Raw genomic sequence first — 12,206 nt, forward strand, 5'->3', positions numbered from 1 at the left:
GATGTAGCGTATTGCTTCATGTTGAAGTACGAGTTGTCGGAGGCAGACCTGGGTGGTGTGCGTTTTGGCATCTCACCTTTGTGCGAACTCGGGCTTTCCCTGAGGGCCATCCGCGACCCCAGCCACTATCCGCTTCAGTTGCCTTGGTTGCGCAGGACTGAAGAGGCCCGGTCCCGGTTGGACCTCGATGGACTGCTTGCCCTGGTTGATGATCGGCTCTGGACGCCGGACTTCCTGAACCCCCGCCCTCAGTCCCCACTTACTCGGATCGATGACGAGTTCACGGTTTTGGAGCAGATTTCTGCGGAGCAGTTTCATGGAGACTTAATCAGGGTGCACGGTACCGTTCCGGCCATCTTTTCCGGACCTGTCGGCCCGGCGGTCGGTCGCCTGGTCCGTATCCTCAGGGAATTCTGGGACACCTGTTTCGCGCCGCACTGGCTGCGCATGCGCACCATCCTGGAAGCGGACATCGTCTACCGCGGCCGGCAGATTGCACAGGGCGGGCTGTTCACCATGCTCAACGACTTGTCCGGTGCTGTGGAATTCGATGGCCGGGTGATCTCCGTGAGGCTGAAGAACCCGGCATCGAGGACCGAGAAGACCGAGGGCCTGGGGCTGACGCTGGTTCCCACGATGTTCACCCGCAGGGCGTCTGCACCCGTAAACCACGGCGATCCACCCATGCTGATGTACCCGGTGCGTGGGCAAGGCGCCATGTGGGAAGCGGAGCGTGTGACGAACCCAGCCGCCATAGTGGCCGTGTTGGGTGAGGTCCGGACAAGCCTGCTCACGGCCTTGGCTGCACCGGCATCGTCCACAGAGCTGGGGCTGCGTTTTGGCGTCTCAACATCTGCTGTAAACCAGCACCTCAGGGTGCTTCGGGACGCCGGGCTCGTGACCTCCACCCGCTACGGCCGCAGCGTGCTCTACTTCAGGAGCGAGCTGGGCGCGGCGTTGCTGCTGGGGTGACCGCCGAGGCGGGCTGACGGCGGGAGGCGAGTGTCGGCGTCGTGCCTTCAATCCTTGCGCAGGCTGTACGTACTGACCACGTTGCCCTTGCTGGTGGCGTACTGATCCTCCAACGTGAGGCGGTGGAGGGGGTCGCCTTCATCGAAGATGCGCCGCCCGCTGCCAGCCACCACTGGGTGGGTCATGAGGGTGAGTTCGTCGAGGACGCCTGCGAAAAAGAGTTGGCGAACCAGTGAAATACTGCCGCAGACGGCAATTTCGCCTCCGTCGCGGCTCTTCAGGTCGGTGACAAACTGCTGCACGTCGCCTTCAATAAGGTGCGAGTTTTCCCACTCCAACGGTTCTGTGAGGGTGCGCGACGCGACGAACTTCTCCACCGGATTGATGAAGGCAGCAAAATCATCATCCTGCGAAGCGTTGGGCCAGTATCCAGCCCATTCCTGGTAGCTGACGCGGCCCAGGACCACTGTGTCCACGGTGGTGATCATCTTGCTCAGTCCCTTGCCCAGGTCCTCATCGAAGCTGTCGAACTGGAACTTGAAGGGGTCCTGGACCACCCCGTCAACAGAATGGAACAGCCCGGCGGTAACTTTACGCATCAGTTTCTCCTGTTGTGTGGCGGGTTTGAGTGGCGACGTCAGGCGGCGCGGCCGGCCGTCTGGAGTGCACGGGATGGCAGGGCGGTCACGTTGTTGTGGTGCGGGTTCAGTCGCACGGGGACCTCATGAATTTCGGAGTAGACGTGGAGTTGGCGCAACGCGTCTTCATCAATGGTGGCTTGGGACAGGTCCATCTCGACTCCCAAGCCGCCGCCCAGGCTCTTGGTGCGCTGAACCACGGGGTAAAGGCCCTGCAGGCTCAAAGTGGTCACACGACCGGTCGCGGCGATCTGAATTTGTTCGCCGTCAACGTCGACCCGAACAACAACGGAGAGCTTCTCGCTGGCCAATGTACTGCCTTTCATCCTTGCTGCCACGCTGCAGCGTCCCCCAGCGTATGTGGCATGTGTGACCTGCGCAACATTATGGCGGTGGGCGGCGGGGGCGGCAGCCGTGGCTGAAGATCGTCGGCGTCGGTCACTGTGTACCCATGCTTGGATGGTGAGCCCATACCCAACTGTCCCGGAAGTTGTCTTTGTGACTGTTGTTTGTGAGAGAAGTTTTGGGACAACATACGGGACTGAAATGTTACGTGGATGCTCAATCGGCAATGCACCAGTGCTCAAAAGTGCCTTGATGAGTGCCCTGAAGCCGTCTGCAAGATGCCCGGGAGTGGACGCTCTTTAAGTCCGCCTAACGGGTACTTCGCGGCGGGGGGTGCTGCTACGGCCAAAAACAGCCTGGTGGGACCGTCCCAACGTGGGTGTCCCAGTTCCAAGGAACTGGGACACTCTCAGGCCGTTGTACGGACCCCACCATCCGTAGGCGATGCTGGGTGGTGGGGTTGGGAGCGGTTTTTAGGCTTTCCTCGGTGGGTTGTAGATGCCTGGGGGGAGGTCTAGGGGTTCGCGGTTGCGGAGGACTTCAGGGATAACAGACGCGACTGCGAGGGGTGCCACTTGATGGTCGGTGTAGGTTGCGGAGTATTCGGCCGGGATCCACGGTAAGTTTTCGGGACCGAGAACGTCCGCAAGTGCGTCGCGGTCCAGTGGCTCGTCGCTGAAAGCACGGAACACCCCCCCGTTGTGCTCTTCGGCAGTTGGACCAAGAAAATGACCAATTTCGGGTGCGAGCCGGGGTCCGGCCCATACCCACCAGAGGGGGTAGGGCGGGAAGCCTACCCATTGATCTGGCGGAAGCCGAAAGAATGGACGGCGCGGCATGTATTGGCCGCGTTCCACTTCGGCGGAGGCATAGACCGCGCCGAGCTCGGTAGCTACGGCGAGGAAAAAGCGTCGGAGTGCGCTCCTGAGTGCGTCATCGGCGAGGTTCGGCCCGTCCACGACCAGGGTGATTCGGGTGAACGGAATACCCCAGGCGCGCTCCGGACCGTCAATTTTCCCGAAAGTGATAGGTGAGGGATTTTTGTAGTGGACTTCCCATTTGTTGGCTTTGCTGCTGTAGTACTCGGTGATGAACCCTTCGGGACCTGTCGAGTCGAAGTGCTGGTACGGTTCGTAGTTCCCGAACCGCACCGGGACGGCTTCGGGGAGGAGTTCCTGTGCTAGTTGTAGGTAGCGTTCGAGAAAGTCCGTCGGCAGGTCATCTTCCAAAAGCATCCAGCTAAGCCAGACACTGAGGGGCTCCTGTTTTTGCTCTGGCTGCGATGCGACCTTAGCAGTTCGGGGCTGGGGCCATACCTCGTCTGTTTGTTCGTCCAGAACCATCCCGTGGCAGGCTTTGGCCAGTTTCCGGGCGAAGCGGACACCGTGGGGGATCTCAGCCTCCTGGGTTCCTTCCACTAGGACCTGGAACATCGTCGTCACCTCAGGCAGGACCGCGGTGATCTCGACGGGGATGTCTTCGACTTCTACCGGGAATGGCCCGTCCACGGTGAAGCTGTAGCTGCGTTTCACCCCGCGTAGCACCACCACACCGGTGTCGTTGGTGTTGGCTGAGTCGACACGCAGGCCACGGGTGTTTCCCACGAGCAGCAGCACCTGCTCAATAGTCGGGGTTTCCGGACAGTAGACCGTCAGGTCATAGGACATAAAGAACTTCCCTTTCCCTTCCGAGACTTTCTAGTGAATCGTGTCAGGGAAAGGTAAGAACTTGATCTTTCCTGCGGCGATAAGGTCCCGCACCTCCTTTGAAGTGTCGGCGATATCACCGGTTCCCTTCGTGCTTGCACGTGTGTAGACGATCAGTGTGCCCTTGGCTGGTTTGGTGGCGTCACCGTAATCGGCGTACTTAAGGAAGTCCCGGATTTGGCTTGTCATCCTGAACTGCTTTACATTCTTGACCTCGATGACATTACCAGTTAGTTTCCCACCGATTTGTTCCATGTGGTCGGGGAATCGCATTCTGCTCATCCCGTTGATCTTGACGCCTGTCTTCCCCGAGAGGCTGACGCCAAGTAGCTGTTCGACCGCGTGTTCGCCCCATCGTCCGATGAGTGAAGCTCCCTTGGGCGGTGTTGCGAAGGCGGGGTTGAGGTTATCGAAGCCGCAACTGTGGGCGGATGCCCTTTGCATGAGGGGCTGGCTGGTGCCTGTCGGGTTCTTTCTATACACACCAGCGGTGACGACGAGGGTAGATGCTCCTGAGAGGGCACTGACCCTGCCCGCACCCCCGACTGAGCAGACGGCTGGGTTGTTGGCGTTCTTTTCAATCGCCTTGATGGCGTCTTGGTGGCGAGTGAAGAAGGCTGCTGCTTTGGGGAGGATGCGGCCGACGAGGGCGATGGCTTCGGCTGCTTTGAAGAGTTTGCCGATGGGTAGTACGCCGATGAGCGCCATGCCGCAGGCTCCGATGTCGCCCTTGGTGAAGCAGTTGATGATGTCGGTGACTCCGAAGAAGTCCAGGAGGAGCTGGCCGCCTTCCTTGATGATGAAGTCGGTAATGTCACCTTCGGCGAGAGTTTCGTGCGCCTTGCGGAGTTCCTCTGCCGCTTCAGGGCCGCCGGCAGCTTCGGCTGCTGCGAGCTCGTCCGGGCTGACGTCGCCGGTGGTGTTCGCGGCAGCTTTTGCCATGTTGGCGGCGGCGTCTTCCTCGCGTTGGAGGTTGGTGGCGATGGTGACTGCTTCTGTGGCTGCCGCGGCTGCGGCTTCGGCGTCCTTGCCCGCGTTGACGGCTGATTGCTGTGCGTTGGCAGCTGCTTGGCTTGCCGTGGCGGCCGCGGCTGCCGCGTTGCTCGCGGAGGTTGCTGCGTCGGCTGCGTGGGCTTGCGCCGTTTTGGCGTCGGCGCGTGCTTGTTCGGCAGCTTGTCGGGCTGTTGCGAGTGATTGCTCGGCTTGCGCTGCTGAGTCTTTTGCTTGGTTGGCTTGGGTCACTGCTGTTGCAGCTGAGGCCGCGGCGTTGTTTTTGTACGTTGCTGCCTGGGCGGCGTAGTTGTTGGCATCGGCGCTGGCTTGCCGGGCGACTGCGGCTACCCGTGCGGCTTCGTACGCGTCGGCCTGTGCCTGGAAGGCGTACTTGGCTGCCTTGGAGATGTTGGCGTCGATAGCGGCGACGTGCGATTTTGTTTCGAGGTCGCGGGCTGTGGCCTCTTTAAGGCGGGATTTGATGAAATACCGCATGGCAGAGACGGGACCTTCGAGTGCTACCTCGGCTGCGACCCGTGCTTCGGGGCCGCCGGTGTCCAGGACATAGGTGGCCGCGATGCGGTCATCGAGGTCTTTCTGGGCCTGGTATTGCTCTTCAAGGAAGATCCTGACCGCGTTAGGGTCTGCGCTATCGAGTGCGTTGGAAGCCGCGGCGCGGACGTGCTGGCCTCCGGTGTCCAACAGGTAGGTGGCTCGGACGCGCATTTCGCCGGCTTCGAGCTGGTACCGGGTGGTGGTGACGAATTCAGCAACGGCTTCCTCGCCACTATCCAGGGCTTCCTGGGCGGCGATGGTGATCGCCAAGGGGGCTTTGTAGGCGTAGGTCATTGCTTCGTCGAACTGGTCTTGTTCGAGCGCGACCTGGCGGCCGGTTTTGATGTAAGCGACGATGCCGGCGTCGTCGCCGGTCAGAGCTGCTTCGGCACCAGCTTTGACCCAGGATCCGCCGATCTTTGCCAGACCGAGAATTGCCTTCCTGGCCGCTGGCATGAGTGAGGCGATATTCGCCCCGGGCGCGGTGAGCTGGGTCAGGAGCTGCTGGGTGGTCGCCGCGTCGGTTTTGGCTTGGTCTTTGGATGTTTTTTCGGTGCTGAGGCGGATCGCTTCGACCTCTTTTGCCGCCGCAGCTTGGGCGATTCCGTATTCGCGTTCGGTAGCCAGCCGTTCGGAATCAACAGAACGGGCCTGCGCTGCTGTGTTTTTGGCGAGTGTTACGGCTGCTGTGGCGGCGTTCGCGGCACTGATGGCGTTATTCGCTGCGGTGGTGGCCCGCTGAGCATTGAGGTCGGCTTGCCCGGCGGCTGCCGCTGCCTGATCTGCCGCTGCGGCGGCGTTGTTGGCGTTGATGATGGCTGCTGCGGCTGCTGCACTTGCTTCGTTGGCTGCAGCGGTGGCTTGCGCGGCGAGGGACGCGACCTTCCGGACGGCAGCGTCGGCGCGGTTAGCCGCATTCTTGGCCCTGTCCGCGGCCGCCCGGGCTTTGGCGGCTTCCTCGGCGGACACGCCGGCTTCGCCAGCCGCTGCTGCTGCAAGGTTAGCGGCGTCGATGGCGTTTTGTTGCGCGCCGCCAGCAGCGTTCGCCGCGTTCAGGGATTCTTGGATCGCGACACGGGATGCGTCGGCGGCGTCCTTGGCGAACTGCGCGTTCTTTGCCGCGTCGCGGGCTACTTCTGCGGCTGTGCGGGCAGCTGAGGCCATGCCGGCGTTGCTGGCAGCGGAGGACGCTGCAACAAGGGCGTTGGATGCGGCGATGTTCGCTCGGGAGGTTGCCGCCGCGGCGTTGGAAGCGGCGTTGGCTGCGGCGAGCATCGCCTGGCGTGCTTCCTGAGCGGCGCTGACGGCGATATCTGCTGCGTTGGCTGCCTGGTCAGCGAGGCTGGCTGCACGTTTGGCTGCCGACGTGGCTTTCTCTGCGTTGCGTTGTCCTTGGGCGGCTTCGGCTTTGGCCTTCTCCAGCGCTTGTTTTGCTGCCAAAGAGGCCGCGACGGCCTGTTTGGAGGATTCCTGGGCCTTGAGCTTTTCCCCACGGGCGATGTCACTGGCTGCCTTGGCCTGATCTACCAGTTGCTGGATGGAGGCTGTTTCGATGTCCCTGGCGGCGGCGACGAATTGTCCGTATCGGAGGAAGTCCTCGATGAGCTGGGGGGAACCGGTATCGAGGGCAGCTTGGGCGGCGAGTTTGACGCTTTTCGAACCTGAATCAATCAGTCGGTACGTCGCGATCCGATTATCAAGCTCCTGTGCCTTGACCTTGCCAGTGAGAAGAAAGTCCTGGATGTTCTGTTCGGTGCCGTGGTCGAGCATCTTGGACGCAGAAGACCGGACATGCGGGGTCCCGGAGTCGAGCAGGAACGTGACTTGGGTGCGGTTGTCGCCGACCCAGGCTGCGCGCCAGCCCTGAGTGACGAAAGTGTTCATGGCGGCGTCACCCTCGCTGAGAGCCTTCGAGGCACCGGCTCGGACGTGCTCCCCACCGATCATGGAGAGCCTAACCACCGTCAGGCGAAGGTCCTGACGTAGGGCGACGTCTTGGGGCGCGTAGGTTTCGCCGCTGGCCACGTCGCGGAATTTCTTCATGGCATCCGGACCGCCCAGCAACGCGGCTTCGGCAGCTTCGCAAATTCACCGCCGAGGGTGGCTCCTTCCTTATCTTCGAAACCGAAACCGTATATCAAGCGTCCTGGATCTCGTGCATGGACAAATTCGTGGAGCTGCTCGGCTACAAACCAGGCCCGCTCGGGGCCTTGGTCACCATCCCCGCCACGAACATGCTCTGCCTGCACCTGGTCACAGAATCCACCAGCATCAACGACTTCAGCGCAATGCTCATGTTTGCAGGTAACGTCCACACACAGCACCCATCCCCGCTGACCCCACTGCTCTACTGGTGGAACGGCACCACCGTAGAACCCATCTCCGGAACAGACGGCGAAGACGTAAACCTCTACCTGCCCGACGAACTCCTCAACGTGCTGCAAAGCTAACAAAACGGCAAATAGTGGAGTATTACGCAGCAGGCCCGGAACGGAGGTCGCAGGGTGTCCCATTTCCATGGAACTGGGACACTCATTCAGCAGCTGCCTTGCCCTTCCGCTCCTTGGCGGACCAACTTCATCTCTGACCTGTGCCGGCTTCCTCGACGGCCAGCAATCGCAGCCACCCGTGCCCCTGATGGCCACGGTGTCCGCGTCCGAGCGATGCCGTGGATTTATGTCCTTACCTTACTCCGGAGGATGTGCACGGAAACTCAGGAGGATGTGCACGGAATCGTTCGTATTCGTGCACCCGAACCCTTGACGCCAGGGTCCCGAGGTCTGCGTCAAATCTCGGTTATGCATGGGTTTGGGTGCTAGTCCCACCAGAGTTCGATGAGAGCGGTCCTGCCTGGGTTAGTGGAGATGATGGCGATTTCGTCGCAGGCTTGTTCCAGTTCGTCTTGGATTTTAGGTAGGTCCGGGACGGCCAGGACGAGGGTGGCGTTGTCTGTGTCCGAGAGGTGCACTGGCACAGCGCCGGCCAGCCGGTTCCAGCGGCGTAGCAGCGCCGCGAGTTCGGTCCGTGTGCCCAGGTTGTCGGCGCCCTCCCATTCAAGGGCGTGGACGACGTCACCGGGATTCTCGACCTGGACAGCAACCAGGTTCCCTACACTGACGCTGTATGCCGGAACCTCTGCGGGGCCTTGTTCTTCCCATGCTTCGGCGAGTTCCTCAGGGTCTGAGGGTTCCGCTCCGTAGGTGAAGACATGCCAGCCCGGTAGTTTCCCTGTGAGCTCCCGCTGAACCTGCCACGATGCCTCGCCGGCCAGCTCGGGGTCCCAGACCAGCGCCGGCACACCGGCCGGGGTCACTGCCTGGAGCGGAGAGGGAAACCCGTGTCCGGTGAGAATTTTTTGAATCTCGTCCACCGTTGTCACGTCTCTTCCTGTCATTTCCGTGGCTCGAGGACTCCGTCGTTTAGCGTCCGACAGGTGGGATATCCCTGTTTTCCCGTCCGGCGCGGGCTTCGGCCAGGGTGAAGGTTTTGTTTTTTGAGTGATTGTTGAAGTCCACAAGTATCCCGCGTCCGTTGGGGACGTAGAAGTCTTCGTTGAAGGGATCAAGGCCTAGGTTCTGGCAGTACCTGACGAGCATGTCGTGGGTGAACCGGTCGGTGGCCCTGACTGACTTGTAGGCTTCCTTGTCCTCAAAATCAGCGAACGCCGTACCGTCCCTGTCGAACACCCATCTGTCATCGTTGACCAAGCTGACATAGGAAGCGAATTCCTCAGACCCCATCACCATGATCTTGCGGACACCATATCTTCCTCGGTACTCGGGATAGCTCTTCTTGTCCACAGAGTGTGGGATCTCCGTGACTGTCACCGAGCGGATGCCCCGTGCCTGTGAGTATCGAAAATAGAGCATCGAGCTAAGGTCTGGACCTGAGACGGAGTTATTCACAGCAGCGGTCCATTCTGGGTTCTTGGTCTCCAGGAACAGATGCCTCCCTCCACTGTCCAGCGGCACCAACCTGGCGAACTGTTCCTCCAAAGTCCCAGTGGCCTCGATCATCAAGGCATCGTCCTTATTTTGAGCTTTCGACTGATTCCATTCATGCCAAACCTTGGCTGCTTCCTCCAGCGGCGCGTTGATAAACGACAACGTATTCGTCACCGGCGCCCACTTGCTGCCAAGCAACAACTGGGAGGCAAGCTGATCCGCCTGGATCAACTGTTTCTGCATGAATCGGTTCCTCGTTTCCGTCGTCCCAACGCTGGCGGGACGGGCGCTGTCTAAGTTGTAGTTCCGCTTGCCGATTCGCAGATCCTTCGCGAGCAACGAACGGTCGTTGAGCGTCGCTGTTTCGTAGTCCAGTTGGTCGATTGAGGTGCCCGGTCGAGTCAGGTTCGTGGAACGTCCCGGTCCTCGTTACCGGCCCGCGCTTCGGCCAAGGTGTATTCCTTTACGGGGTAACTGACGATGCTTTCCACGAGAATGGCGCGACCGTTGGGAACGTAGAAGCCTTCATTGAAGGGGTCGAGTCCCAAGTGCCGGCAGTAGTCCACCAACATTTCATGGGTGAAACGCTCCGCCTTTCGCGGCCGGCCATAAGCTGCTGTGTTCTCGAAGTCGAAGGGGTCGCCGTTGGAGATGAAGACCCATTTGTCCTCGTTGATCACAGCAACCGTGCGTGCGAAACCTCCAGGCCCGACCACTTGGAGTTTACGGGCCCCGTAGCAGCCTCGGTATTGATCTTGACGAGTTTTCTTTTCCAGCGTGTGGGGGATCTCGGTTACGATAACGGACCTGATCTTCCTCTTTTGCCCGTATTGGACGGTCAAGACCGAATGAAGGTCCGGACTCCTGGAGGAATTTTCTACTGCCAGGGTCCAGTTGGGATTGGCCGTCTCCAAAAAGAGAACTCTTGTCACCGATCCCAAGGGCAGGAGTGCGCCTAGCAGGTCCTCAAGCCCACCATGATGGGCCGATGTGACAACCCCTTCCTTGCCCTCGTAGTCCCTGGACTCCTCCCACTCACGCCAAATGCCTGCGGCGTCCTCCAGGGGCAGGTTGATGAACGAAAGCCGATTGGTGATAGGCGCCCATCGGCTGCCCAGCAACAGCTCAGCAGCCAGCGCGTCACCATCACTGACACTTCTTACCACCACGGCCTCCTCCGTTCCTCTCCGTTGACCAGTCTCACTGCCACCACTTTTTAATCGGATCCCCTACCGGCAGTATTCGAAGCTGGTCTTTAGCCAAGGACGGGTCGTTGGCCAGGATCCGCAGGAAGTGACCCATGCCCCGGTCAGTGTCATCACTGAAGTCCGTTTTTGGCCTATCCAGTTCCACCACGTGGTGTTTCCCACCCAAGTCGAATTGAAGGTCTGGACGGTTGTTACCAAGCACCTTAGTAGAGCCAAAATCCACTTGTTTTTGGTTGATCCTGATATTTTTGGCGCCTAGAGCCGTTATGCGTTGGATCTCATCATGCATCCATTCAGCCTGGTGCGGATCCTTGCCGATTTTAGGCTGTTTTCCCGCGAGTGCCGACGCCAAAATTGTTGTTGACGTCGGCACCCACGGGCAGTGCTGCTGATCGATCAGTTACCCGTTCGGATGTGAGTAGCAATTTCCTTTGCCCGACGTCCATCGGAATGCCTTGGCTGTGTTTGGACCGTAGATACCGTCCGCCGTCACCCCGAACTTCTGTTGAGCCCGGATCAGTGCGGACCGTGTCGCCGGACCGAAAGCACCATCGACCACGAGCCCTGCCCTTACGGCGCAAGCGCCGTTCAAACCTGCTTGGAGGGACTTCACGGCGATGGAGTTGGCTCCTTGGTCCAAGCGGCAGAGTATGTTGAAGTTCGAATCAGCCGGAACCGTGTAGTAGTTGTTATCTGCTGCCCACATGATGACTTGCTTGGAACAGTAGCCGCCGTTGGCTGCCTGTGCGGGTGCCGCCGAGAGCATCGTGGCTCCGAAGAGAAGGCTCACTGCGAGAATGATTCCGGATCGCCTGGAATTCCTCGGCGTGGCAATTTTCGAAAATTTCATCGTTCCCCCTTTGTTGGAGGCCAATATCCAACACCAGGACGGTTAGCCTCAGTCAATATTGAAATCTGGCCGTGCACCTCGCTGGGTGCGGGCTCAGGTTCGTATTGTTAGCCGACCCGCCATCATTAAACAAGAGCAAGCCCCCACATTAAGCGGGCGCAGTCAGAGTGTGTCACTAGCCGAAAGTGGCGGAACATAAATTAGCAAATAATTTGCACTATTAGTTCCATCCAGGTTGATAGGGAAGCTGCGTCGCGAGGTATCTTCCTCTCAGCCAGGGGATCCGCGGTGCGTGGGCCGGAGACCCTGGGCTTCTTAGCCCAGCTGGGCAGTGAGAGGTACGGAAAAAGGCAAGTGCCGCCGTCGTACTTCTTGTGAAAGTACGACGGCGGCACTTGCCGTATGGGGGTCGGTGACCGCTAGGCGGTCTGGCCGGCGTGCTGGCCTTCCGAGATCTCTTCAACAACCTTGCTGTTGAAGGCGGGAAGATCGTCAGGGTTGCGGCTGGTGACCAGGCCTTGGTCCACCACCACTTCCTCGTCGGTCCAGTTGGCACCCGCGTTCTTCAGGTCGGTCTGGAGCGTGTGATACGAGGTGACATTCCGCCCCTTGATCACTCCGGCTTCAATGAGGATCCACGGACCGTGGCAAATCGAGGCCACCGGCTTGTGCTGCTCAAAGAAGGCGCGCGTGAAGTTTTGTGCGTCCTTGTCGACGCGGAGGTGATCGGCGTTCACGACGCCTCCGGGGAGAACCAGGGCGTCGAAATCGGAGGCGTTGGCATCCGCCACTGCAAGGTCGACGTCGAAGGTGTCACCCTTGTCCACGCCGTTGAACCCCTGGAGTTTTCCCGTGGAGGGAGCTACGAGAGTCGGCTCGCCGCCGGCATCCTTGACTGCCTGCCATGGGCTGGTGAGCTCTACCTGCTCCACGCCGTCCGTCAGCAGGAATGCGACCTTCTTGCCTGCGATGTTCTGTTCTGACATTGTTCCTCC

The 12,206-nt window shown here is 60.1% G+C and carries 12 protein-coding genes; 2 read left to right on the forward strand and 10 right to left on the reverse strand.

Annotated features, from left to right (window positions below; genetic code table 11):
* Positions 1 to 18 precede the first annotated feature (18 nt).
* The gene (locus LDN85_RS00385; RefSeq protein ID WP_026540942.1) at positions 19 to 972 is read left to right on the forward strand and encodes a DUF5937 family protein; all 954 of its coding nucleotides are present in this window, start codon (positions 19 to 21) and stop codon (positions 970 to 972) included.
* 47 nt (positions 973 to 1,019) lie between these two features.
* Here LDN85_RS00385 and LDN85_RS00390 read toward each other — a convergent pair whose 3' ends face one another.
* From LDN85_RS00390 to LDN85_RS00405, 4 genes are all read right to left on the reverse strand, one after another.
* Positions 1,020 to 1,571 (reverse strand): dihydrofolate reductase family protein, encoded by a 552-nt coding sequence (locus tag LDN85_RS00390; protein WP_026540941.1) that lies wholly within the window; start codon positions 1,569 to 1,571, stop codon positions 1,020 to 1,022.
* 38 nt (positions 1,572 to 1,609) lie between these two features.
* Entirely contained in the window at positions 1,610 to 1,936 is a 327-nt protein-coding gene (locus LDN85_RS00395; RefSeq protein WP_026540940.1) for a hypothetical protein, read from the reverse strand.
* Positions 1,937 to 2,428: 492 nt separating this feature from the next.
* On the reverse strand, positions 2,429 to 3,622 hold the full coding sequence (locus LDN85_RS00400) for a hypothetical protein (RefSeq protein ID WP_051421539.1): 1,194 nt from the start codon (positions 3,620 to 3,622) through the stop codon (positions 2,429 to 2,431).
* Positions 3,623 to 3,652: 30 nt separating this feature from the next.
* Positions 3,653 to 7,252: a putative toxin gene (locus tag LDN85_RS00405; protein WP_223944303.1), complete on the reverse strand. Its 3,600-nt coding sequence runs from the start codon at positions 7,250 to 7,252 to the stop codon at positions 3,653 to 3,655.
* A gap of 116 nt (positions 7,253 to 7,368) precedes the next feature.
* On the opposite strand from LDN85_RS00405, the gene LDN85_RS00410 reads away from it, so the two are divergent.
* A complete protein-coding gene (locus LDN85_RS00410) occupies positions 7,369 to 7,659 on the forward strand; it encodes a hypothetical protein (protein ID WP_223944304.1) in 291 nt (96 codons plus the stop codon).
* 365 nt (positions 7,660 to 8,024) lie between these two features.
* Here LDN85_RS00410 and LDN85_RS00415 read toward each other — a convergent pair whose 3' ends face one another.
* From LDN85_RS00415 to LDN85_RS00440, 6 genes are all read right to left on the reverse strand, one after another.
* On the reverse strand, positions 8,025 to 8,588 hold the full coding sequence (locus LDN85_RS00415) for a DUF4253 domain-containing protein (protein ID WP_026540936.1): 564 nt from the start codon (positions 8,586 to 8,588) through the stop codon (positions 8,025 to 8,027).
* A 40-nt stretch (positions 8,589 to 8,628) separates the two neighbouring features.
* A complete protein-coding gene (locus tag LDN85_RS00420; protein WP_223944305.1) occupies positions 8,629 to 9,492 on the reverse strand; it encodes a hypothetical protein in 864 nt (287 codons plus the stop codon).
* Between the two features lie 62 nt (positions 9,493 to 9,554).
* The gene (locus LDN85_RS00425) at positions 9,555 to 10,322 is read right to left on the reverse strand and encodes a hypothetical protein (protein WP_035760789.1); all 768 of its coding nucleotides are present in this window, start codon (positions 10,320 to 10,322) and stop codon (positions 9,555 to 9,557) included.
* A 31-nt stretch (positions 10,323 to 10,353) separates the two neighbouring features.
* Entirely contained in the window at positions 10,354 to 10,734 is a 381-nt protein-coding gene (locus tag LDN85_RS00430; protein WP_155854591.1) for a hypothetical protein, read from the reverse strand.
* A gap of 27 nt (positions 10,735 to 10,761) precedes the next feature.
* Positions 10,762 to 11,211, reverse strand: coding sequence for a peptidoglycan-binding domain-containing protein (locus LDN85_RS00435; RefSeq protein WP_217638348.1), 450 nt, complete (start codon positions 11,209 to 11,211; stop codon positions 10,762 to 10,764).
* Between the two features lie 419 nt (positions 11,212 to 11,630).
* Complete coding sequence (locus tag LDN85_RS00440) at positions 11,631 to 12,197, reverse strand: type 1 glutamine amidotransferase domain-containing protein (protein WP_223944306.1); 567 nt, start codon at positions 12,195 to 12,197, stop codon at positions 11,631 to 11,633.
* Positions 12,198 to 12,206 lie beyond the last annotated feature (9 nt).

It is taken from the genome of Arthrobacter sp. StoSoilB20 (genome assembly GCF_019977295.1).
Taxonomy (GTDB): Bacteria; Actinomycetota; Actinomycetes; order Actinomycetales; family Micrococcaceae; genus Arthrobacter; species Arthrobacter nicotinovorans_A.